This is a genomic window from Micromonospora sp. DT229, assembly GCF_049844505.1.
Lineage (GTDB): Bacteria > Actinomycetota > Actinomycetes > Mycobacteriales > Micromonosporaceae > Micromonospora.
On record NZ_JBNCLD010000027.1, the window covers coordinates 1 to 22,663 of the forward strand.

At 72.5% G+C, this 22,663-nt stretch carries 17 protein-coding genes and 1 pseudogene; 12 read left to right on the forward strand and 6 right to left on the reverse strand.

Going from position 1 to position 22,663, the window contains the following annotated elements:
* The first annotated feature begins 301 nt into the window (after positions 1-301).
* A complete protein-coding gene (locus tag ACLQ2T_RS27415) occupies positions 302-586 on the forward strand; it encodes a hypothetical protein (RefSeq protein WP_425769245.1) in 285 nt (94 codons plus the stop codon).
* A 62-nt stretch (positions 587-648) separates the two neighbouring features.
* Here ACLQ2T_RS27415 and ACLQ2T_RS27420 read toward each other — a convergent pair whose 3' ends face one another.
* Positions 649-1,170: a MarR family winged helix-turn-helix transcriptional regulator gene (locus tag ACLQ2T_RS27420; RefSeq protein ID WP_425769246.1), complete on the reverse strand. Its 522-nt coding sequence runs from the start codon at positions 1,168-1,170 to the stop codon at positions 649-651.
* An 8-nt stretch (positions 1,171-1,178) separates the two neighbouring features.
* On the reverse strand, positions 1,179-2,426 hold the full coding sequence (locus tag ACLQ2T_RS27425) for an FAD-dependent oxidoreductase (protein WP_425769247.1): 1,248 nt from the start codon (positions 2,424-2,426) through the stop codon (positions 1,179-1,181).
* Between the two features lie 175 nt (positions 2,427-2,601).
* Here ACLQ2T_RS27425 and ACLQ2T_RS27430 point away from each other — a divergent pair, with 175 nt between their 5' ends.
* Positions 2,602-4,239, forward strand: a complete 1,638-nt coding sequence (locus tag ACLQ2T_RS27430) for a hypothetical protein (RefSeq protein WP_425769248.1) — start codon at positions 2,602-2,604, stop codon at positions 4,237-4,239.
* A 62-nt stretch (positions 4,240-4,301) separates the two neighbouring features.
* Here ACLQ2T_RS27430 and ACLQ2T_RS27435 read toward each other — a convergent pair whose 3' ends face one another.
* Together ACLQ2T_RS27435 and ACLQ2T_RS27440 are read right to left on the reverse strand one after the other, a co-directional pair.
* Positions 4,302-4,562 (reverse strand): hypothetical protein, encoded by a 261-nt coding sequence (locus ACLQ2T_RS27435; RefSeq protein WP_425769249.1) that lies wholly within the window; start codon positions 4,560-4,562, stop codon positions 4,302-4,304.
* A 393-nt stretch (positions 4,563-4,955) separates the two neighbouring features.
* Complete coding sequence (locus ACLQ2T_RS27440; RefSeq protein WP_425769250.1) at positions 4,956-6,251, reverse strand: hypothetical protein; 1,296 nt, start codon at positions 6,249-6,251, stop codon at positions 4,956-4,958.
* A gap of 206 nt (positions 6,252-6,457) precedes the next feature.
* Between ACLQ2T_RS27440 and ACLQ2T_RS27445 the strand changes: the two genes are divergently transcribed.
* From ACLQ2T_RS27445 to ACLQ2T_RS27465, 5 genes are all read left to right on the forward strand, one after another.
* Positions 6,458-7,081: a LuxR C-terminal-related transcriptional regulator gene (locus tag ACLQ2T_RS27445; RefSeq protein ID WP_425769251.1), complete on the forward strand. Its 624-nt coding sequence runs from the start codon at positions 6,458-6,460 to the stop codon at positions 7,079-7,081.
* Positions 7,082-7,237: 156 nt separating this feature from the next.
* Complete coding sequence (locus tag ACLQ2T_RS27450) at positions 7,238-10,276, forward strand: hypothetical protein (RefSeq protein ID WP_425769252.1); 3,039 nt, start codon at positions 7,238-7,240, stop codon at positions 10,274-10,276.
* A gap of 19 nt (positions 10,277-10,295) precedes the next feature.
* A complete protein-coding gene (locus tag ACLQ2T_RS27455; RefSeq protein ID WP_425769253.1) occupies positions 10,296-10,991 on the forward strand; it encodes a DUF4255 domain-containing protein in 696 nt (231 codons plus the stop codon).
* Positions 10,988-13,120, forward strand: coding sequence for an ATP-binding protein (locus ACLQ2T_RS27460; RefSeq protein WP_425769254.1), 2,133 nt, complete (start codon positions 10,988-10,990; stop codon positions 13,118-13,120). The genes ACLQ2T_RS27455 and ACLQ2T_RS27460 overlap by 4 nt, the downstream gene beginning before the upstream one ends.
* A gap of 13 nt (positions 13,121-13,133) precedes the next feature.
* Complete coding sequence (locus tag ACLQ2T_RS27465; RefSeq protein WP_425769255.1) at positions 13,134-14,984, forward strand: eCIS core domain-containing protein; 1,851 nt, start codon at positions 13,134-13,136, stop codon at positions 14,982-14,984.
* A gap of 50 nt (positions 14,985-15,034) precedes the next feature.
* Here the strand turns inward: ACLQ2T_RS27465 and ACLQ2T_RS27470 are convergent, their stop codons facing one another.
* The gene (locus ACLQ2T_RS27470) at positions 15,035-16,516 is read right to left on the reverse strand and encodes a hypothetical protein (protein ID WP_425769256.1); all 1,482 of its coding nucleotides are present in this window, start codon (positions 16,514-16,516) and stop codon (positions 15,035-15,037) included.
* A 255-nt stretch (positions 16,517-16,771) separates the two neighbouring features.
* A complete protein-coding gene (locus ACLQ2T_RS27475; RefSeq protein WP_425769257.1) occupies positions 16,772-17,746 on the reverse strand; it encodes an alpha/beta hydrolase in 975 nt (324 codons plus the stop codon).
* 242 nt (positions 17,747-17,988) lie between these two features.
* Here ACLQ2T_RS27475 and ACLQ2T_RS27480 point away from each other — a divergent pair, with 242 nt between their 5' ends.
* The 5 genes and pseudogenes from ACLQ2T_RS27480 to ACLQ2T_RS27500 form a co-directional block, all read left to right on the forward strand.
* A complete protein-coding gene (locus tag ACLQ2T_RS27480) occupies positions 17,989-19,527 on the forward strand; it encodes a phage tail sheath family protein (RefSeq protein ID WP_425769258.1) in 1,539 nt (512 codons plus the stop codon).
* Between the two features lie 59 nt (positions 19,528-19,586).
* On the forward strand, positions 19,587-20,030 hold the full coding sequence (locus ACLQ2T_RS27485; RefSeq protein WP_425769259.1) for a phage tail protein: 444 nt from the start codon (positions 19,587-19,589) through the stop codon (positions 20,028-20,030).
* A gap of 109 nt (positions 20,031-20,139) precedes the next feature.
* The gene (locus ACLQ2T_RS27490) at positions 20,140-20,610 is read left to right on the forward strand and encodes a hypothetical protein (protein WP_425769260.1); all 471 of its coding nucleotides are present in this window, start codon (positions 20,140-20,142) and stop codon (positions 20,608-20,610) included.
* On the forward strand, positions 20,607-20,765 hold the full coding sequence (locus tag ACLQ2T_RS27495) for a DUF6760 family protein (RefSeq protein WP_327026489.1): 159 nt from the start codon (positions 20,607-20,609) through the stop codon (positions 20,763-20,765). The genes ACLQ2T_RS27490 and ACLQ2T_RS27495 overlap by 4 nt, the downstream gene beginning before the upstream one ends.
* Before the next feature lie 1,626 nt (positions 20,766-22,391).
* A pseudogene (locus ACLQ2T_RS27500) lies at positions 22,392-22,663 on the forward strand (hypothetical protein); the annotation flags it as partial.

A 22,663-nucleotide genomic window follows, 5' to 3' on the forward strand; every position in this document is an offset into this window, starting at 1 on the left:
CAGACGATCACGCGGTGGCCGCGCCACCTCTACCCGCTCCCATCAGCGAAATCTCAAACGGCGGCTGCCGTACTAGCACCGTAAGTCGCCGCAGCCGAGGTACTGAGATCACTGGTGGCAAACGCCGGGTCAGCGGCTCAATCGCCGCTCCACGATCGGAATCGGGTGGTCGAAAATGGTCTTGCCGCCGGTGCGGTAGTCGGATTATGGACCGCCTGTCAGCGTTCTTTACAGGCTTAGCATTTCCGCATCGTCAAACCGATGGCCGGACAATCCGGTCTGGTTGGTAAGAGGAGGCACGATGCGTAAAAGATCGTTGCGGCAGCGGCTGGCCGGGACAGTCGTGGTCGCCACCCTGGTGGTCGGTGGCCTGGGTACGACGGCCGGGGGTGCCCAGGCCGCCCCGGTCTCCGCCGTCAACTCGGCGGTGAGCGCGGCGCCGGTCACGCTGGCAGCGGGTGGCTGGGGACTCCAAGGTGTCTTCCCCGACCCGGTCAGCTGCCACATCGCCGGAATCGCCTCCGGGCGGGAGTACGTCTGCGTCTGGTACGTCCTCGTGTGGGCTTTGAACGTCTGGCAGGACTAGCCGGCGGTCATGGTCCATCCGTAGTTTCACGGTCGTGAGGGGCGAGTTGCTGCATGGGCGGCTCACCCCTCGGTCTGCCTCGCAGGAGATCGGTGGCGCGAACTACTTGTCTCCGGGGTACCGCTGCGCAGGCGCTCCAACTCGGCCAGGTACATCGCCTGCATGCGGCCGTAGTGTCGGGCCAGCAGCATGACCTCCTCGACGCTGTAGCCCGCGATCAGGCGTCCGGTCTGTTCGGCGAACCGCTCGTACGGTCGCTCCAGGTCGGTGACCCGCTCCGGCCGCAGGGTGACGATCACCCGCCGCCGGTCCGCCGGGTCGCGTTCGGCGGTCACGTAGCCGGCCTGCTGCAGGCGGCGGAGCATGCTGGTCACCGCCCCGGTGGTGAGGTTGGTCCGCTCGGCGATCTGCCCTGCGGTGGCGGACCCGACGTCGGCCAGGTGGTCCAGGCACTCCAGGTCGCTGACGGTGAGGCCCAACTGTTCCGCGATGGCGTTGCGGAACACCATGGACAGCCGTGACATCTCCCGTCCCGCACGCATCAGGTCGGCGATCGCGGACTTACGGGCCAACTCGTCGGACATGCCGGCAATCATGCCTCCGGTACGGTGACCCGGTGCAGCCGAGGTAAGACGCGGGTCAGCACCCAGTGGGGTGCGGCCGCGCTTCCGGTGAGGCGGCGCATCAGCGCGGCGGCGGTGTCGACGGCGCGGAAGGCGTACGGCACCATCTCCTCCTGGTAGCGGGCGATCGCCTGCTCCACCGGCAACCCGCCCGCGCGGGCCTCGACCAGCCTGCGGCCCAGCAGGGCGGCGTCGCGGAGTGCGGTGTTGCCGCCGTGGGCACCGAACGGCGGCATGACGTGCACGGCGTCGCCCATCATCGTGGCCCGGGGCACCGCCCACCGGTTCGGCCGTCGGCCGGTGGCGAAGGAGTTCAGCACCATGGTGTCCAGTTCGGCCGCTTCGACCAGCCGACGGATGAGCGGATGGAAATCCGTACCCATCCGGGTGGCCAGGTTCCACAGCGCCAGCAGGTCCCGGCGGGTGCCCTCGGGCACTTCCTCCTGCCGCAGCAGCAGTCCCCACATGACGTAGTCCTCACCGGTGGGCGCGTAGCTGCCCGGGGCCAGACGCGCGAAGGCCTCCCGTGGGCTCTCGGCGAAACGCATCGAGGTGAAGAAGAAGGCGCGGCCCGGTCGGTCGGCGATGGCCAGAACCCCGCTGGTACGCAGCGCGTCCGGGATGATGCTCGCACCGTTCCGCCGCAGCGGTGTCCGGCCGTAGATTCCCGCCATCGCAGTGGGCACCGGGTCGGCCTCCGGCATGAGCTGCGTGCGTAGCGGGGAGCCGACGCCGTCGGCGCCCACGACGACGGTGGCCGGGGCGGCTGTGCCGTCGGAGAACAGCAGACGCGGCCTCGCCGGGTCGCTGTCGTCGACCGCGACGGCGGCCTTGCCGTAGTGGATGCGTCCGTCCAGCCCGGACTGCAGGATCGATCGCAGGGTCTGCCGGTCGACCTGACGGGTCGCGTGCGTCTTGTCCTTGAAGGTGATGGTGAAGGCGTCCCGGAGGCGCCGGTCGGTGAAGCGCAGTTGCCCGCCGGGCTCATCGCCGGTGGCCAACGCCAGGGGGTACAGCGGGCGGGGCAGGCTGGTGCGCAGCGCCTCCAGCCCGTACCGGTCGAGGATGATGCGGTAGCCCTGCTGCCGGACGAAGGGGCCCGGGTCGCGTTCGTAGACGTGCACGTCGATGCCGTTGCGCATCAGGTGCTGGGCCAGGCAGAGGCCGGAGAGGCCGGCGCCGGAGATCGCCACGGAGAAGTCGGATGATGTGCTCATCCAAACATCTTAATGACTAAGATGATTTGGCCAAGGGTCGGCGGCTCCCGATGGTCCGTTGAGGAGACTGGTCCGAAAAGGCTGGCGGGGCACCCGGTTGTCGGTTGCGAATGCCGTCGCGATGCCTCGCGATCTGGGTCGTGTCTGACGTGAAGGGCGGCCCACGCCCCATTCGATGAGCGAGCCGGAGCCGATGGATGGATCGGCGAATCTGGCCTGGTTGGACGACGCTCTCCGCACCGGTGAGATCGGTAGGTACGGTCCTGCCCGGTCGCGGGCGTTCGAGGCGGTCGAACGGGACCGCGGCGGTGAGGTCGTACGGCATCTGCTGGTCCGCGCTGTCGATTGTTCGCCCGACCTCCGGCTGACGGTCCTGGCGTTCCTTACCGACCTGTGTCCGCAGTCGGACCGGTGGCCGATGGTCGCTGAGGCCGCGGCGGCCGCCCTCAACGATCCCGATGAGCGGGTACGACGTGCGGCAGCCTGGTTCTACGCGGCGGCGACCGACGCGAACGAGACCATGCTGCGGCTGTTCGGCTCAGCTGACCCGATCACACGAACGGCGTTGGCCGAGGCATCGTGGCTTCAGCTGCTCCAGCGCAGCGACCACGGCGACCGGTGGGGCGACATGGTCGAGCGGATGCGACGCGATCAGCTTGCGTCCGTACGTTTCCTCGGTGCCTGCGCGGCCCTACTGACGGCAGACCCACCTGACTGGCCGATGCTGGACATCGCGGTGCGCGCCGACCTGGTGCCGGCGGCCGAGGCTCTCGGCGGGGAGGGCGGACGGATCTCCCGCTACGCCGGTGAGATGTGGGCGATCGCCTTCACACGTAGGGACCGGGAGCAGGACGCCTATGCGACGGTGGCGCGGTTGGTAGGCGCAGGCGAGGGGGAGTCGGTTCGTCAGGCGGGTCTGGCGATAGCGGCGGAGGCCATGCGGAGGTGGCGAGCCGCCCCGACCCGGCTGGCACCCGTGCTGTCGGCCGTACTCACCGAGCCGCCCTCGGCGGTACGGACCGCGGCTGTCGATGTGGTGTGCGCATCACTTGGCGCGACCCGCCTGCTCGCCGATCAGCTGACGTCGATGCTGGCCGAGCCGGCCATGTCGACGACCATCGCGGTGGCGCTGGGTTGCGTCGGGGAGCCCCGCGCGATCCCGGAGCTGCTGCGTCTGCTGCGCCGCGAGAATCCACATCCCCGGCTCGCGGACGCCCTCGCCACGGTCGCCACCGCAGCACCCGATCCGACGCCCCTGGTCCAGACAGCGCGGCAGACGCTGGCTGACCATCCGAAACCCTGCCACGAGGCACCGCACGGATGTCCCGCACTCGTGGCTGCGTACCGACTCACGGGGGACCGGCGCATCGCGGACGACTACCTTGCTGCCCGCCCGGAGAAGCTGCGCCGTTGCCGCATCGCCCCGGACCTGTTCGACTGGCTGGCCCAGCACGGTGGCCTCACCGATCGGCAGGTCCGGCAACTGAACCACCTGTTCAACCAGCGGGGATGGGCCCAGGCCAGGTCAGCGACCGCGTACTGGCGCCACCACGGGCCATCAGTCGCTCCATTGCTGCTGAGCACGCTCGCCCGGTACCTCGACGAACAGGCGTACGCGCAGCCCGCCATGAAGGCCCTCGCCGCGATGGGCCCACACGCTCAGCCGGTGGTCCCCGTACTCGACCGTCTGATCGCCGCCCGGCACCGCGCCCCGATGTACCTGGGCAATGCCGATGTCGAGATGCGTGCCGATGAGGAGCTGGTGCAACTCGCCCTGGCCACCCGCGCCCAGGTCACCGCCACACCCCGATGACCGCGGTCGCCGTGGAAATCGGCTCACCACGATCGCTGGCAACGCCGCCGGCGAGACAGCCGTCAGTCGAGCAGTCCCGGAACCCGCTCCCGAAGTGTGGCCCTCACCCGCGACAGTCCGGCGTCCAGGTCGTCGCCCTCCCACCGCACGAGGTTTTCGCCCAGCGGCTTGCCCGACACCAGCACCGTCCAGCGCTCGCGGTCGCCGTCCAGTTGGACGATGGCGACCAGGTCGCGATCCCCGGACTGGAACACCAACGGCGATTCCCTCCATCGATGCATCGACACGACGCAGCCGCTTCGACCATCCATGATGGCCACCACGCGCGCTCGGGCGGTTGCCCCGGACGGGGCACCTCCTACCGGAGCGGTGGCCGGACGTACCTCACTCGCGATGGCCTCCTGCCAGGACTCGCACCGTACCTCAAGGGCAAGCTGTTGCGGGTTCACCGGCTCGCCGCTGAGGGACCCGAGCCCGAAGACTGCCAGCGCCGCCACGAGCCGCGGTTTCGTCGTCCTGCGAGGCGACGGAGGGCGGGCCGGCGCACTCAGATCGATGACGGGCATAGGGCAAACTATCCGACGGGCAGGTCACCCGTCCGTACCGACGCGGGCCCATCGAGGAGCCAGTACCGTGGCGTGGCGCCCGCCGCGGTGGTGGTGCCGGTTGCCTGCCTGCTGCGGATCAACGCCGCGACCGTCGACCGGTACGCCGCTTCAGGAGCCCGTACGGGCGGACCGTGCGAGGATGCCGTTGAGGTAGAGCCCTTCCTGGCAGGTCCTCGGCGTGGGAGCGCCTACCGGGGTGCCCGGTTGCCGGCAGACGACGGTGAGGGTCACCTGGGCTCCGGCCGGCACCCTGATCGGGGTGACCGAGTGGTAGTCCTGGTTACGGAAGTTCTCCAGTCCGTAGGTGACCACTCGGACGTCGTCGGCGGTCACGGTCAGGGTCCCGGTGTCTCCCTGCGGGTTGTCCACCAGGAAATCCGTGATCAGGAGCACCCGGTTGCGGGGCACGGTGTAGCTGCGCGACGCCGACCCTCCGGGGTTGGTCCGCAGCACCAGCGCGGTGGCGAACTGTCCGTCCCCGCTGGCACCCTCGTTGCCGCCGGGGGTCGCCGGCGGCGGCGCCGGAGGTGCGGTGGGAGCCGCTGCGCGCTCCTGTTCGACGGCGTCTCGCGCCGCCGCGCCGGCAGCCTCGCTCGCCGCCACCTCCGCCTCGGTCGCGACCTGCGCCATGCCCTCGTCGACGGCCTCCCGGGCTGCGGACGTCACCGCCGGACGCAGCAGCCCGAACCAGAGGGCGAGCAGGAGCAGCAGCAGAGCCAGCAGCAAGGCAAGCAGTTTGAGCAGCCAGGCGGAGAGAACAGGCTGCTGCACCAGGGTGCCGTCCAGGGTGACGGCCCGGCCCGTCGTGTCGCTCAGCACGGCCCGGAACGGCAGGTGTCTCGGGGTGCCTCGCCAGAGCAGTCGCCGGGCCCGTACGCCGAGGACGGTCGCGTACTGTTCGCCCGCGGCCAGGGTCGTCGGCCTCGGTCGGGGCGCGAAGTTCAGCTGTTCGGCACCGTCGACGGCGGTGACGGTCAGCGTCTCCTCGACATTGCCGCCGTTGACCCCGGCGAGGCGGTAGCGGGCGCCGAGTCGCGCCCGGCGCACCTGCGGCCGAAGTTCCCCGGTCACCTCGGAGAACGGCGCGATGGTCAGCACGGCTTCCTCGACCGTGGCCGTCTGCGGTGCCTCGGACGGCACCACCCGGACGCCGTACGGCAGCTCTCCGGCGCGGACCTCGGAGGACCGGGGTGGTCGGACGGTGAGCGTGACGGTCTGGCTCGCGCCGGGATAGAGGGAGACCCTCGGTGGGTCGAACGTCGCCCAGGTGCTCGGCATGCCGACCACGTCGAGGTCGTATCCCTCGACGACGTCACCCGAGTTCCGGACCGTCACCGGGATGTCGACGCTCTCGCCCGGCACGACCACCGCCGGAGTGTCCACCAGGCCCAACGAGATGCTCATGTCCCCGACCGTAGGCGCGGCGGGAGCGGCCGGAACGGGCCGCCGGGGTACAGGTGCGGGCAGAAGCGTTGCCCGTTAGGTCCGCGTTAGGTGCCCGCGAAGTCTCGTCCGGCACCCTCTGCCGTACCGCCGTGCAACACCGGCGCGGCGGCATCGTCCGGAACGGACGTCCTGGAGCGGGGCGTCGAGCTGTGCTGGGAGTTGTTGTGCACCGTGTCACGGTAAGCGTTCACGCGGAGGACCCGATCTCGCGGCTGGGAGTGGAGAGTCAGCTCCGTTCCCGGCCGGACCTGTGGGTGGTCGATCCGGGCCAGGAGACACCCGAGAGTGTCGCGCTGGTCGTCATCGACGCCCTCGACGAGTCGGCTGCCCGGCTGCTACGCCGACTGCACCGGGCCGGCCGGGCCAAACTGGTGCTGGTGCCGGCCAGGATCGACGATGCCGGGTTGTCTCTCGCGGTGGAGCACGGCGTGGTGGGAGTGGTCCGGCGCTCCGAGGCGAGCGCCGAACGGCTCAGCCACATCGTCCTGGCCGTCGCCCGTGGCGAGGGCGCACTCCCCGCCGACCTGCTCGGTCGGCTCATGGCCCAGGTGGGCCGACTCCAGCGGCAGATACTCGAACCGCGCGGCCTGACCCTGCTCGGGTTGAGCACCCGCGAGGTGGACGTGCTGCGGCTGGTCGCGGACGGGTTCGACACCGGGGAGATCGCCAGCAAGCTCTCCTATTCCGAGCGGACCGTGAAGAACATCCTGCACGGCGTCACCAGCCGGTTGCAACTGCGCAACCGGGCGCACGCCGTGGCGTACGCCCTGCGCAACGGGCTGATCTGAGCACCGGGGCGGCCCCCGGTTGGCGGGTTGCCTGAACGGGCCAGCACCGTTGCCCCCGACGGTGCCTCCCGGTCCGCACCGGCCGACCGGGAACCGCCGGACGATGGTGGCTGGCCGCCGGTCACCTCCATCCATCGCACGCCCGCCGAGGTCCACTTGCGACGTTCAATCGGAATCCCCGCCGTACTGGCCGTACTGCTCGTCGGTGCGCTGCCGCCCACCGCCGGGTTCGTCAGCCAGGGCCGGGCCGCGCCCGCGCCCGCGCCGGCTCCGACGACGGCGCCCGGCCCGGCGCCGAACCCCGAGGTGAGCCAGCGGATCGCGTACGCCGGCACCGGGCACCGCAGCCTGGGGATCGTCCGGGGCGAGGGACCGGCAGCGACCGCGGCCCCGCTCAACGAGTCCGGACCCGACCACTTCGACGACGAGATCTCGGCCCGCGGGTCGGCGACGACCTGGGTGAGTCGACGCGACGAGCGCACCACCGAGGTGTACCTGCGCCGAGGCGCGGGCCCGGTGCGCCGGGTCACCCGGAATTCGACCGACGAGCACCGGCCGGTGCTCTCCCCGGACGGCACTCGGATCGCCTACAGTTCGCCGGCCGGCCGGGACGGCGGCGGGCAGGACATCTACGTGGTCGACGTCGAAGGCGGCAACACCCGACGGGTGACCGACGGAACCGGCGACAACATCTGGCCGACCTGGTCGCCGGACGGCCGCACGCTGGCCTTCGCGGGGCGACGCGGTGCCGACACCATCCCCCAGATCTACCGGGTCGCCGCCGACGGCGGCCCGGTCACCCGGGTCACCGCCGAATCCACCGGGGCCACCGAGCCGTCCTGGGATCCGAACCCGACGCACGCCCGCATCGCCTACACCGTCGGGCCGGCCGGCCCGCATCCCGAGGTGTGGCTGATCGCGCCGGACGGCACCGACCGGGTACGGATGCTGCTGCCCGGCTGGCAGGCCCGGCAGCCGGCGTGGACGGCCGACGGGGCGACCGTGGCGTTCGTGAGCCGCACCCTGCCGGACGGCGAGACGACCGGGAACGTCGATCGGATCTACTCGGTGCTGGTCCGGGACGATCCGTGCCTGTGCGTGGTGGTGCCACGGCTCGCCGAGGACCGCGACGTCAGCCACCCCACCTGGTACGCCGCCCCGGGCGCCGACACGGAATCGCTGCTGGTCGCCCGGACCAGCGCCCCGGAACGGACCACCGCCACCCTCCAGGACATCCGTCCGGACGGGGTGGATCCCCGCGACCTGCGCGTGCCGGTGCTGCGCGAGGATCCCGGGGCGATCATCGATTCCCGACTGCTCTGGTTTCCGGTCGACGGCGATCCTTGGTTGGAGCGGCAGGCGTACTCGCCGGACGGGCAGCGGATCGCGGTCAGCCGGTTCGAGACGGTAGACGGCGTCCGGACCCAACGGATCTGGATCGTGGACGCCGACGGCGGCCGGCCACGGTTGCTGCCGATCGCCGGGCGGGGGCGCGGTGACCGGGAGACGGACCCGGCCTGGTCGCCGGACGGCACCCGGCTCGCCCTGGTCCGCAACTCGCCCGGGAACGGCTCCGGGGCGCCGCGCACACCGTCGCGGATCGAGGTGGTCGACGCCGACACCGGGCGGCGCCTGCTGGAGCTGCCGGTCCCGGACGACCTGGCCGCACTCGACGACGCCCAGCCGGCCTGGTCGCCGGACGGCACCCGGCTCGCCTTCACCCGGGGCACCTATCGGGGTGACATGTTGACGCACGTCTGGACCGCCAACGCCGCGGACGGACTTGACCAGACGGACCTGACCGCGGCGATCTGCGGCTACGACTGCCCGGTCGTCGACGACAGCGCCGCCTTCTCCCCGGACGGCACCCGGCTGGTGTTCAACCGGGAAGCCGACGGCCTGATCCTGGTCGACCTGGCCGACAACCGGTGCCGGCTGCTGCTGCCCGGCGGCGGATCCTGCGCCCTTCCGGTGCCGGACCGCGAGGAGGGTCCGCACCAGCCGCGGGACGTCGCCTGGTCGCCGGACGGCGAGCGGCTCGCCTTCTCGGCGCGCCGGGCCGAGGACAACAACTCGCCCGAGGCGCTGTGGAGCTATGACCTCGGTGACGGCAGCGTCCGGCCGCTGACCGGGCACCTGCCCGGACGGCAGAAGGAGCCGAGTTGGCAACGCCGCTTCGACGTCGCCACCGCCGTGTCGGCACCCGCGCCCGGCACCACGGTGGGCGGCCGAACCACGCTGCGGCTCGCTGTCACCGACCAGGGACCGGCCGCCGCCGACGCCGTCCGGGGCAGTCTCGACGTGCCACCGGGGCTCTCCGTGACCGGCTTCGACACCCCGGTCGGCGAGTGTGTACTCGCCACCCTGAGCTGCGAGTTGGGCCGTCTCGGCGTGGGACGTACCGTCGAGATCGGGGTCGAGCTGGTGGGCACCGCCCCGGGCGACTTCGAGCTGACCTGGTCGGTCGAGGCCGACCCGATCGACACCGACCCGTCGGACAACCGCGCGGCGACCACGGTACGCGTCGTTCCCGCGCCGCCGGGCAGCCCGGCCGATCCGGCGTTGACCGTCTCGGTCGACCCGCAGCCGGGGTACGTCGGCGGCACCGTCACCGTCAGGTACACCGTGCGCAACGCCGGCGGGACGACCGCGACCGGTCTGCGGGTCCGACCGGCCCTGCCCGGCGGGATACCGGTCGGCGGGGCACTGGCCAACTGCCCGGCCGACGGCTGCCCGATGCCGGACCTCGCCCCGGGCGCCGCCGCCACCGTCACCGGGACGCTCTCCCCGGGCGCGGCGCTGCGCACGACCGTCCGGGGCACCGTGCTCACCACCGGCGGCAACGCCGACCCGGACAACGACACCGCGAGTGCGCTGCTGCGGGTGCTCGCCCCGCGGATCGTGGCGGTGCCGTCGATCGGACCGCCCGGGTTCGTCGCCTCGATCCGGGGCGTGGACTTCCCACCCGGTCGGCCGCTGCGGCTCTCCTGGGACCTCGGGATCACCGCCGCCGCCCCGCCGGTGCGCCCGGCCGCCGACGGCAGTTTCACCGCCCAGTTGCTGGTGCTGCCGAAGGACCGGCTGGGCGGCCGGCAGGCGGTGGCCACCGGCACCGGGTTCAGTCCGGTGCGTACCCCGTTCCTGGTGGTCCTGCCGGCCCAGCAGCCACCCGGACTGCTGCACCGGCGCTGGTGACGACGATGGGAGTGGACCGGTGATACACGAGGTCGACGAGGGACTGCGCGGGCTGGTCCTGGAGGAGATGATGGCGGGTACCGGTGCGGAGGTGTCGTTCGACCCACCCACCCGAGAGTGGGCGGCCCGACGCAACGCGCCGACGGTGAATCTGTTCCTCTACGACATCCGGGAGGACCGGTCACGGCACTTCCAGGGGCGGGTTCCCGAGCGGGACGCCGCCGGGCGGACGGTGGCCTGGCACGACTCGCCGCACTTCTACGCGCTGTCCTACCTGTTGACCGCGTGGACCAACCGGCCCACCGACGAGCACCGGCTGCTCGCCACCCTGCTGGCCGGTCTGGTCCGGTACGACGAACTGCCGGCCGCCCGGCTGACCGGTTCACTGGCGGCGCTGAGCCTGGCGGTGCCGATGTCGGTCGCCGCACCACCCGGTGAGGGGCGGGCGCTGGCCGACGTGTGGAGCGCGCTCGGTGGCGAACTGAAACCGTCGCTGGACCTGGTGATCATCGCACCGGTGTCCACCCGCCGGATCCCGGCCGCGCCACCGGTACAGGAGCGCACGGTGCTGGTCGGCGACACCGCCGGGCGGCCGGCGGGCCTGCGTACCCGCACCGCCCCGACCCGGCATCGGACCGACGGCGGCACCGGGGCGGAGCGGGCCGGAACCGGTCCCGACGATCGGCGACCGAACCAACGGGACGACCGGCGGTGAGCGGCGCGGACGACACGGCGTACCTGTGGGAGCGGCTCGGGCTGGTCGCGGCGCGGGTGGCCCGACTGGTCGCCGATCGCCGCCGGGACGATCCCCAACCGGACGACCCGTTCCGGGGCCTGTACCTGGCACCTGACGACATCGACCGGCTGATGGCCCGGTCTTCCGGACCCGAGACGGTGGATCCGGCGGGGGAGTGGGCGGACGGGGCCGGGACCGAATCTCGGCTCCGTCGGCTGGCAGCCGCCTTCGCTCTCACCGGGCTGGACGTCGAGGTGCTGCTCGTGGCGCTGCTGCCTGACGTCGACGCCCGGTACGAGCGGCTCTACGGCTACCTGAACGACGACGTCAGCCGACGCCGGGCGACCGTGGGGCTGGCCCTGGAACTGTGCGCAAGAGCGCCGGGCGACGCCACCGGCCGGGCCCGGTTCGCCGCCTGGGCGCCGCTGATCGCCGGTGGGCTGCTGCTGGTCGAGCAGCCGGACCAGCCGTACCTGTCCCGTTCGCTGCGGGTGCCCGACCGGGTGGCCGCGTACCTGCTCGGCGACGACATGCCGGACGCACGGCTGGCCGAGGTGGCCCGGCCGACGGCTGACCAGGCCACCGCCCCGCACGCCGACGCCTCGGACGGGTCGGGCCGGACGGACGGTTCGGAGTGGACCGAAACCGTCGCTCGGCTCGGCTCGGCGCTGCGCCGCGGAATCGACCTGGGCTACCTTCAGGAGCGTCCCGGCTGTGCCGCCGCCGACCTGGCCGTCGCGGCGCTGGTCCGGGCCGGTCGATCGGTGATCCGGCTCGACCTGGACGCGTTGGCCGCCGATCCCGCCCCCGCCGAGGCGCTGGCCGCTACGGTGCGGGAGGCCCGACTGCGTGACGCCGGCCTGGTGGTCGGCCCGGTGCAGGCCCTCGACCCGGTCGGGCGGCCGGAGCACGCCCGGCTGCTACGCCGGGTCACCGACCAGCCGGTGCCGGTGCTGCTCACCGGGTCGACCGAGTGGGATCCGCACTGGACCCGACGAGCGCCGCTGCTGGTCACCGCCCCGCCGCTGGACGAGCGGGGTCGGGCCCGGCTGTGGCGGGCGGCCGGTGGAACGCACGACGCGGACCGGCCCGCCGGTTGGCTCGACGGCGTGGACCCGGCGCGCGAGTTGGCGCCGTACCTGCTGGGCCCGGACCAGGTGCGGCGGGCCGCGCAGGCCGCCGACCAACTGGCCCTCTTCGCCGGCGCCGACCGGGTCGACGCCGACCACCTGCGCGCCGGGGTACGCGGGCAGAACGCCGGTGGCCTGGCCCGGCTGGCCCGGCGGATCGAACCCGGCGTCGACTGGACCGATCTGGTGCTCCCCGGTCCGGTCGAGGACCAGTTGCGCGAGCTGGCGCTGCGGGTGCGGTACCGAGACCGGGTGCTGGGCCGGTGGCGGATGCGCCCCGGCGGCGGGCGAGGGCGCGGGGTGCTGGCGCTGTTCGCCGGTGACTCCGGCACCGGCAAGACCATGTCGGCGGAGGTCATCGCCGCCGACCTCGGCCTGGACCTGTACGTCGTGGACCTGTCCACCGTGGTGGACAAGTACGTCGGCCAGACGGAGAAGAACCTGGAGCGGATCTTCACCGAGGCGGCCGGGGTCAACGGCCTGCTGCTCTTCGACGAGGCGGACGCCATCTTCGGCAAACGGTCGGAGGTCAAGGACGCCCGTGACCGGTACGCCAACCTGGAGAGCGCCTACCTGCTGCAACGGATGGAGTCCTTCGACGGCGTCGCGGTGCTCACCACGAACCTGCGCGCCAACCTGGACGAGGCGTTCACCCGACGGCTCGACCTGATCGTCGACTTCGCCATGCCGGACGTGGCGCAGCGGCGGGCGCTCTGGGACCGCTGCCTCGGCACCGAGCTGCCCCGCGACCCTGACCTGGACCTGGACTTCTGCGCCCGCCGCTTCGAGTTGGCCGGCGGCAGCATCCGGGCCTGCGTGGTGACCGCCGCGTACCTGGCGGCGCAGGCCGGCCGACCGGTGCGGATGGCGGACCTGGTCGGCGCGGTGCAGCGGGAGTACCGCAAGCTCGGCCGACTGCTGCTGGAGAGCGAGTTCGGCGCGCATCAACCACGCGGGGAACCCGCGCGGATCCACTGACGAGAGGGCAGCGATGCGAGCACACGATCCGGCCGGCCGCGACGCCCCGGCCCGCCCCGGCACACCGGCCCGAGCGGAGACCGGCGGCGCCGAGCAGGCCCGAGCGGAGACCGGTGCCGTACCCGTCGGTCCGGCCGTCGCCGGGCCGACCGGTGCGGCCGCCACCATCTTGGACCTGCAACACCGGGCCGGTAACGCCGCGGCCACCCGCGCGGTCCAACGGCTGCGCTGCGCCGACCAGGACCACGGCCACGACCCGGAGCCGGTGCAGCGATCGGCGGTGACCGAGGTGCTGCGCTCGTCCGGCAGCCCACTGGCCGAGCCGGTACGGCGGGACATGGAAGCCCGTCTGGGCGCCGACTTCTCCGACGTACGCCTGCACACCGGTGCGCTCGCCGAACGCTCGGCGGCGGAGTTGGAAGCCCGTGCCTACACGTCGGGACCGCACGTGGTGCTCGGCCGGGGCGGGAGCGACCGGCACACCCTGGCCCACGAACTGACCCACGTCATCCAGCAACGTTCCGGCCCGGTCGCCGGTACCGAGGACGGTCACGGCCTACGGGTCTCCGACCCGGGTGACACCTTCGAGCGGGCCGCCGAGGCCAACGCCCACCGTGCCCTGAGCACACCGCCGCCCGTACATGACGTCCACCGGGTGTCGCAGGCGGCCGGGTCCGCACCCACGGAGTCGGCGACGGGCACACCGTCCGTCCAGCGGGTGACCACCGACGAACTGCACCGGGAACCGGCCGGCCCGTCGGTCCAGGTCCGGGGGCCACGCCGGTCGCGCTCGAGCCGGCGCCCCGCCACGCAGGTGAAAGACCCGGACACCTGGACCGATCTGGAGGCCGCCTACCAGGCGGCTACCGGGCGGACCCCGCACAAGGAGCGCATCACCCTCGACACGGACCTGACCTCGCAGAGTGAAATGAGTCCACCGGGAGCGGGATATCAGCTCGGCACCGCGTTGACCAACGTGGCCCTACAGGCGGGTGTCTCGATGACCGGCGGTGCCACCGGTGCCCGCAGCAACGCCGAGATGGTGGAGCAACTGGGTCGCCGGGACTCGGCGTCCCTGCCGTACTGGCAGGCCCAGGACGCGCGGGACCGTCGGCTCGCCACCGATGCGGTGGAGCGGGCCACCCAGTACGAAAACGAGTCCGGCGCCGAGAACGCGCAGGCCCGGCGGGACGTCACGGCCGCCATGCTGCGGGGGGTCCCGATGCCGGCGGCCGACGCGACGGACATGCTCCTGACCGTCAACGACGGTCTGGTCATCGGCGGATCGCATCATGCGGAACCGTTCTTCGCCTGGGCGGTCGAACACATGGAGCGGCTGCACAACAACGGGGTGCAGACGATGTATCTGGAGTCGCTCCGGGAGGACGTGCACCAGCGCCTGGTCGACGCGTACCTCGCCAGCGGCGAGATGAGCCCGGAGCTGAGCAACTTCTGCGACAACTACCGGGCGAGGCACGCCGTCGACCTCGCCGGGTTCCTGGCCAAGGCGCGAAGCACGGGTATGCGGGTCAAGGGCACCGGCGGTCGGCCGGCGCGCCAGGTCGGCATGAACATCCACAGCCGCGCCGTTCTGCTGAACACCTACGGTGAACAGGTGGTCCGGCGGGATCGGGCGCAGACCGTCGCCTCGGGCGGCCAACCGGGCAAGTACCTGATGCAGGCCGGCGAGTCACACGCCCGTACCCACGAGAATGCCCAATCGACCCCGGCGGTCGCGGGCGGTGTGGCCCTGCCCGACCGGTTTCCCGGCATCAACGAGTTGCTCGACGTGCCCGCCGTACGGCTCGAAGACGACTCCGACAACGGCAAGATCCTGCGCCCCGTCCCGCCGGAGCCGCAGTGAGTCGAGGGAGCACGGGTCGGGTGTCCGTCCGACCACGGTCGAGGTCGGCCTCACCTGGGGCCGGCCTCGATCCGGTCCGGGTCGTCGGACTCGGGCGCAGCGGCGGCCGGCGGCTCATCGGCCATGAGCTGCGCGAAGTCGTCCCTGGTGCCGACCAGCGCGTTGAAGATCTCCCTCAGCCTCCGCTCGTCCCTGCCCGCCCGGTTGATCTGCTCGGTCAGTCTGGCGTCCTCCGCCTTGAGCTTGCGCAACCAGTCGCCGTCGAGCGTGACCCGCATGGTGTCCAGCTTGCCCGTCCCGATCTTGTCCTGCTTGAGCCCACCGACGCTGGACGCCGGGTTGGCGGTCGCCTCGGTGGACTTGGCGGTGTGGCGGTATCCGACCGGATTCCTCGGGGCGTTCGGATCCGGTTTGGACAGCCCGATCGCGTGCAGCACCGTGTCCTTCACCGATTCGGGGGCGGTGGTCTCCAGGCCGATCTGGAGCCAGCCGATGTCGCTGGTGGTGGGCGGTTTGTAGACGAGCAGGATGTGACCGTGCAGGCCGTTGGGTAGCACCACGTCACCGTTGAAGTCACGGCTGCCGATCCCACCGGCCGCGATGTCCGCGCCACGCTCGTCGCGCCGGGGGTACTTGAGGAGTTTGCCGGCCGTCGCCTTCACGCCGCCGACCTCGCGTAGCGTCTCCTCGCTGCCGCCGGTCATGTCGTGCGTGCTGAACGCCCGCTTCGGCAGGTTCCGCATCCCCAACCACTCCGGCAGCGACCTGCCACCGATCGGTTCCGCGGTCTCCTCCCGGGGGATCTCCACCCGGACGTTGACCCGCCCGCCGTGCGCGAGGGCCCGCGCCACGGCTCCGGTGTGGCGTCGCCACTGCCGGTCCGCCGAGTTCTTCCCCTCGGCGCCGGCCACCTCCAGACCCTGTTGGATGATCACGAAGAGCCGCCGGAGCAGCGTGTTGGCCTGCTGGTTCTTCCGGTTGAACTCCTCGATCTGTTGCGCACTGAGTGCCGCGGTGCCCTCCTGGAGGTCCTGGGCGGCGAGGGTGGCCGCGAACGTGTCGCGCACGTCGGTGGTCAGTTCCGCTTCCAGTTCCTCGCGCAGCGGGTCGCCCTCCGGCGCGGACCGCATCTTGATGCCCCGGGCCAGCACGTACGCGGGGGTGTCGCGGATACCTCCGGCATCCGCCCGCCTCTCCCAGGCCAGAGTGGCGACGTACAGTCGCTTCCCCGGCGGCAGTTGCAGCCAGTCGTAGTACTTGCTGGCGTTCAGGTACGCCTGTGCCTCCGCGAACGACCCGGTCTCGGCCTGCACCGCGCTGCCCGGACCGGCCCGCTCGATCTCCGCCCGCTCGGCGGTGCTGAGCAGCGGTCCCCGGGACAGGCGCGAGGTGTAGTCCGCTGCCGCATGCTCGGTCGCGGTCGACTGGGTGCCGCCGGGTGCCCGCTGCACCGGCAGGGCGGGCGCGCTGCGGTGCTCACCGGAGAGGGCCGCGGCGACGGCCGCGTTCCCGGCGGCGTGCTGAAGCGCCATGATCGGATGTTCCGGTCGGGCACCGGAGGCGGCATCACCGCGACGGACCGTCCCTCCCGTGCCGCGCTCGCCCTGGTCCTGGCGCCACTTCCCGGCCCGCATCGCGCTCCTTCCGGCCCGCAAGATGTTCTGCCGTTCGCAAGTCTGCGCGCCGGGCGGGCAGTCGACGGTGACCGCGAGGGCACATCTCCGGGTAAGGCACGCGGGGCGGGTCGGGAACCGGCGGTCGCGTGGGCGGGCATCCGCCCACCCGGCTCAGGCCAACCGCAGTGCCCGCTTGAGAAACGTGATCGCCTGGTTGATGGCCGCCTCGGCCGCCTCGGTGCCGCGCAACGCGTCGAGCATCACGAAGTCGTGGATGATGCCCTGGTAGCGGGTCGCCGAGACCTGGACACCGGCCGACCGCAGCCGGTGGGCGTACGCCTCGCCCTCGTCGCGCAGCACGTCGGCCTCGGCCGTGATGACCAGCGCCGGCGGCAGCCCGGCGAGATGTTCCGGAGTTGCCCGCAGCGGCGAGGCGGCCACCTCGGCCCGGGTCGCCTCGTCCGGCGCGTACTGGTCCCAGAACCAGCGCATCGTGTCCCGGCGCAGGTGGAAGCCCTCGGCGAACATCAGATATGACGCGGTGTCGAAGCGGGCGTCGGTGGCCGGGTAGAACAGCACCTGCCCGGCCGGTGTCGGTGTACCGCGCCGCTTCGCCAGCAACGTCACCGCCGTCGCCAAGGTGCCGCCCACCGAGTCGCCGGCCACGGCGATCCGCTCACCGTCCAGGTCGGTCGCGCCCGGGCCGGCCAGCCAGTGCAGCACGGCATGACACTCCTCGACCGCCGTCGGGTAACACGCCTCGGGTGCGAGGCTGTAGTACGGGAATACCACCGCGGCCCCGGTTCCGGCGGCCAGTTCCCGGACCAGTCGGTCGTGGGTGCGGCGACTCCCGAGCACCCAGCCGGTGCCGTGCAGATAGAGGATCACCGGCAGCCGGCCGATGGCACCGGAGGGCCGGACCACCCGCACCACGATCCCTCCGCCGGGCCCACCGGGCACCACCCGCTCGTCCAGGTCGGCGTCGGGTCTGGGCAGATTGCCGGACTGGAGGTCGTCCAGGACCTGCCGGCCCCGTTCCGGCCCGAGTTGGTGCAGGTACGGCGGTCGCGCGGTCGCCTCGACGAACTGGCGGGCGGCGGGTTCCAGCACGATCCCGCCGGGATCGTGTCGCCTGAGGATGGGCATCCGACCACTCCGGGAATCCGGGCCGCGCACGCGGCGGAGACATTCCGGGGTGTACCCCGGGTACGCGGAGCCTCTCCGGCCCTCGTCCGGAGAGACATCCGCCATCTGACGGCACTCCCGACGGACTGCCCCTTCGGGTAGTGGTCGCTTCCCCGCCGCCCGCCCGTCGAGTCATGGTCGCCGGTGCCGGGCGTGACCAGACTTCTCCTCACGGATCGCCGTCGTGCCCGAGGGAGCGTGTCATGCCGTCGTACCTGTCACCCGGGGTGTATGTGGAGGAGGTGCCGAGCGGCTCACGCCCGATCGAGGGTGTGGGCACCGCCGTCGCCGCCTTCGTGGGCTTCGCCGCCAGGGGGCCGTTCCACACCCCGACCCTGGTGACCAACTGGAGCCAGTTCGTCCAGACCTTCGGCGAGGCGGTCGACGACGCCTATCTCGCGCACGCGGTGTACGGCTACTTCGCCAACGGCGGCGGCCTCTGCTACGTGGTGCGGGTCGGTGCCCCGGAGGCGACGACCAAGACGGGCCGCACGGCCGCCGGGCCGCCGGTGGCGCTCGGCACCTTCACCGTCACCGCCCTGCCCGGCTCCGGTGACGCCGGTGAGCTCACCGTGGAGGTGGCCGACGTCGAGGGGGAGTCCGTGCCGGAGGACCGGTTCCGGCTGGTCGTCCGGCAGGGTGGTGCGGAACGGGAGGCGTTCGACGTCTCCGCGAAGCGCAACACCAAGGCGTACGTGGTCAACCAGGTACGGGAACGGTCCAAACTGATCGCGGTCGAGGAGGCGGCACCGGCGAGCTCGCTGGCCCGGCCCTCGAAACAGTCGGTGAGCGTACCGCCGGTGCCGACCGAGGAGTCCGGCCTGCCCGCCCGGATCTCCGCCGACGACTACGTCGGTGACGCGGACGCCCGGACCGGCTTCGGCGGGCTGGAGGCGGTCGACGAGATCACCATGGTCGCGGTGCCCGACCTGATGTGCGCGTACCAGCAGGGCCGGATCAGCCTCGACGACGTCAAGGCGGTGCAACTGGGGGTCATCTCGCACTGCGAGCAGATGGGCGACCGGATGGCGGTCCTCGACCCGCCGCCGGAGCTGACCGCCCGGCAGGTGCTGACCTGGCGACAGGACGAGGCGGGGTACGACTCCCGGTTCGCCGCCCTCTACTACCCCTGGATCAAGGTGTTCGACCCGGCCAGCGGGCAGCACCGGTTCATGCCGCCGAGCGGGCATGTCGCCGGCCTGTGGTCGCGGACCGACGCGGAACGCGGGGTGCACAAGGCCCCGGCGAACGACGTGCTCCGTGGCGTGATCGAGGTGCAGAACACGGTGACGAAGGGCGAGCAGGATCTGCTCAACCCGGTCGGGGTGAACTGCATCCGCACCTTCGCCGGTCGCGGGATCCGGGTGTGGGGGGCCCGGACCCTCTCCTCGGACCCCGCCTGGCGCTACATCAACGTGCGCCGACTCTTCAACTACATCGAGGAGTCGATCCTGCTCGGCACCCAGTGGGCGGTCTTCGAGCCGAACGACGAGCGGCTCTGGGGGACGATCCGACGCAACATCGCCGCGTTCCTCACCGAGGAGTGGCGCGCCGGGGCGCTGTTCGGCAGCACGGCCACCGAGGCGTTCTATGTCAAGTGCGACCGGGAGACCAACCCGCCGGAGTCGGTCAATCTCGGCCGGGTGGTCTGCGAGGTCGGCGTCTCCCCGGTGCGGCCCGCCGAGTTCGTCGTCTTCCGGATGTCGCAGTACTCCGACAGCACCAGCCTCGTCTCCGAATGACCCGACACGTACGCACCACAGACCTCGATGTGACGGCAAGGAAAGGACGGTAGCCAGCGATGGCGGAGACGGGCGACACCTTCGTTACCCACCGGTTCCAGGTGGAACTGGGCAAGGCACGGGTCGAATCGGTTCAGGAGGTCAGTGGCCTGACCGTGGAACTCGACGCGATCGAGGTCACCCAGGTCACCCCGACCGGGGAGTACATCATCCGCAAGATCCCGGGGGCCCGGAAGGGCGGCGAGGTGACCATCACCCGCGGCCTGGACAAGAGCAGTGCCTTCACCGAATGGATCAAGGACACCTACGAGAAGGGCGCGATCAACACGGCCCGGCAGAACATCAGCGTGATCATCGTGGACGCGGAGAACTCGGAGCAGCGCCGATGGGACCTGACCAACGCCTGGGTGAGCCGGTGGGAGGGGCCCAACCTGCGGGCCGGCGACACGTCCCCGGCCACCGAGAAGATCACGATCGTCTTCGAGGGGATCACCAGTTCCTGAGGTCCACGGCGATCCGTGACCTTCCCCGTGCATCCGCACCGATCCTGTGAAGGGAGGCAGCGGCGTTGCCATCGGCCCCGGACGGCCGGGGTCGCACGCCGCGAGGTCGATGAGGCGACGTACCGTTTCGCGCACCGCCCTGGACGAGCCGCCGGACGGCGAGGACTTGGCCCCGGCGGCCCTTCCCACCACCCCGTCCGCCCCGCCCAGGCTGCAGACCGAGTTCTCCTTCGAACTTCCCCGGGGGTACGTCGACGAGACGGGAACCGTGCACCGGGACGGCAGCATGCGGCTGGCCACCGCCCGGGACGAACTCTCCCCGCTGGTCGACCTGAGGGTCAAGGACAATCCCGCGTACCTGTCGGTGGTGCTGCTCAGCATGGTCATCACTCGGCTGGGCACGATCACCGATGTACGGGCCGAGCAGGTGGAGCAGTTGTTCGCCTCGGACCTGGCCTTCCTGCAGGACTTCTACCGGCGGATCAACGCGGAGGGACACAGTCGCGCGGCGGTCACCTGCCCGCACTGCGCCTCGGGCTTCGAGGTGGACCTCGCCGGTGGTCGCCCGGGGGAATCGTGACGTACGCGGCCGACCGGCTCTACGAGGAGGTCGCGTACGTCGCCTACCACTTCCACTGGTCCCGGGACGAGATCCTCGACCTGCGTCACGACGAGCGACGGCGCTACGTCAAGGAGATCGCCGCCATCAACAACCGCGTCAACGAGGGGCGGTGACCGACGATGGGCCTACGAGACCTGCTCCGGCGGCGGGGGGAGCGAGCCCGATCCACCGCGGACCCGGTCCCGGCTCCGGCGCCCGGACCGACCCGGGGCACCGCCGATCCGGGCTGGCGGGACATGCCACCGATGACCGGTCTGGTCGGCGGCGCCGAGGTGTCGCTCAGCGACCCGGTCGGGTTCCGCAACCGGCTGGCCACCTGGCAGAACCCCGCCTTCCGGAGCCCACCGGCGCACCTGGTCAGCCCCGACGCGCCCAGCGGGTTGGCGCACGACCTGCTCCGTCCGCTCCCACCGGCACCGGCACCGGCGGCACCGGCCCGGTGGGTCCTACCGGTACTCCGCCGACCCGACCCTGGCCCACCCTCCCCGGCCCTCGCTGAACCGCCCGGGTCCGACACCCGTCCGGCAACCGAGGCCGCAGGTGCGCCGCCGACCCGTTCCGCCACGACGTCGCCCGCCGGGGCGACGCCGGTACGCCCTTCCCCGGCTCGTCGGACCGGTACGCCGTTGACGGTCGCCCGGGTCGCCGCCGCGCCTCGACGGCTTCCCAGTAGTCTGCCCGACCGCACCGGTCGGTCCACCCGGCCGTCGACCCCCGCCGCCCGGACCGGTGCGGATCCCGGCGGTTCCCCCGGCGACGTCGCCAGTTCCGGCGCCGCCGCGTCGGCGCCTTCCGGCAGGACGTCGCGGAGCACCCCGTCACCGGTTGCCCCGGCCTCCGCCGCCACGGATCCGTCCCCGCTCGGGCCCGGCGCGGCCACCCCGCCTCCGGTCGTCGCGGCGCCGACCGGGCGCGGCCCAGCGCCCGAGGCGCCGGCCGCGCTGGTGCCAGGGGTCCGCCGCACCGGCGCCTCGGCACCCCGACTCGGTCTCGGCGAACCCATCGTGTTGCCGGCACCCGACCCGGCCGCTCCGGCCACGGTGCTTCGGCCGGCTTCGCCCCGGTCCCTGCCCCGGTCGACGCGCCCGGAATCCGGTGCCGGAAGGGCCGGTGCGGACGACAGCACCGGGACTCCGCTGCAACGGGCGAGTGTGGACGCCCACCGCAGCCCTTCGGCACGGCGTACGGCTGGAGCAGCTGAGCCGGACCGAGGTCGACCTGCCGGCTCGTCCGGCGTGTCGGGGCGGAGCGGGACCGCGCCGGACGACCATCCCGGCACCTCTGTGGCACCCGCTGCTCCCACCGTCCCCGCCGACGGCCCGGTCCCGCTGGTCCGGCTCGGCCCGTCCGGCCCCGACGCTGCGACGCCGCGCCCCGGCCCGACCGTCGCCGGCCCGACCGCCGGGGCAGGCCCTTCCGGCTCCGGCGACGGACCGTCTCGGGGCGTCCCGGCGGGTCCGAGCGGTCCACCGGTCCACCGGCCGGTCCCGCCGTCCGGACCGCCCGTCGGCCTCGGGGCCCCGCTCGACCCGGAGGTCCGGCCCCGACTCGTGACCAGGTCCCGACCGCCGGCCGGGTCCGCCCCGACCGAGCTGCCCCGACCTTTAGCCAACCCGGCCACCCCTTCCGCCGCCGCGCCAGGCTCGTCCGGTCCGTCGACGCTGCGCTCGCCGCCGGAGACGCGCCCGGCCCGGAGTGACGGCGTGGCCCCGAGGGATGGCGCGGCCCGGAGTGGCGGCGTGGCCCGGAGTGACGGCGTGGCCCGGAGTGGCGGCCCGGCCCGGAGTGGCGGCGCGGCCCCGGCAGGGGTCGACGCTGCGGGCCGAGCGGCCCGGTCGGTGCAACGGTCCGGCGAACCGCATCCCCGGCTGCCGGTCGAACGGCCGCACCCCGAGGGGTCCGCCGGGCAACCCCGCACCCGGGTGCCGGCCCTCCGACCGCTGTCCCCGGCTCCGATCACCGCCCCGCCGCGTCCGGACATCACCCTGCCGCCTCCGCACAGCATCCCGCC

Bases quoted from the DNA above. Each gene is read 5' to 3' on its own strand.
- ACLQ2T_RS27415 (WP_425769245.1), top strand. From the start codon at position 302: ATGCGTAAAAGATCGTTGCGGCAGCGGCTGGCCGGGACAGTCGTGGTC.
- ACLQ2T_RS27420 (WP_425769246.1), bottom strand. From the start codon at position 1,170: ATGTCCGACGAGTTGGCCCGTAAGTCCGCGATCGCCGACCTGATGCGT.
- ACLQ2T_RS27425 (WP_425769247.1), bottom strand. From the start codon at position 2,426: ATGAGCACATCATCCGACTTCTCCGTGGCGATCTCCGGCGCCGGCCTC.
- ACLQ2T_RS27430 (WP_425769248.1), top strand. From the start codon at position 2,602: ATGAGCGAGCCGGAGCCGATGGATGGATCGGCGAATCTGGCCTGGTTG.
- ACLQ2T_RS27440 (WP_425769250.1), bottom strand. From the start codon at position 6,251: ATGAGCATCTCGTTGGGCCTGGTGGACACTCCGGCGGTGGTCGTGCCG.
- ACLQ2T_RS27465 (WP_425769255.1), top strand. From the start codon at position 13,134: ATGCGAGCACACGATCCGGCCGGCCGCGACGCCCCGGCCCGCCCCGGC.
- ACLQ2T_RS27470 (WP_425769256.1), bottom strand. From the start codon at position 16,516: ATGGCGCTTCAGCACGCCGCCGGGAACGCGGCCGTCGCCGCGGCCCTC.
- ACLQ2T_RS27475 (WP_425769257.1), bottom strand. From the start codon at position 17,746: ATGCCCATCCTCAGGCGACACGATCCCGGCGGGATCGTGCTGGAACCC.
- ACLQ2T_RS27480 (WP_425769258.1), top strand. From the start codon at position 17,989: ATGCCGTCGTACCTGTCACCCGGGGTGTATGTGGAGGAGGTGCCGAGC.
- ACLQ2T_RS27485 (WP_425769259.1), top strand. From the start codon at position 19,587: ATGGCGGAGACGGGCGACACCTTCGTTACCCACCGGTTCCAGGTGGAA.
- ACLQ2T_RS27490 (WP_425769260.1), top strand. From the start codon at position 20,140: ATGAGGCGACGTACCGTTTCGCGCACCGCCCTGGACGAGCCGCCGGAC.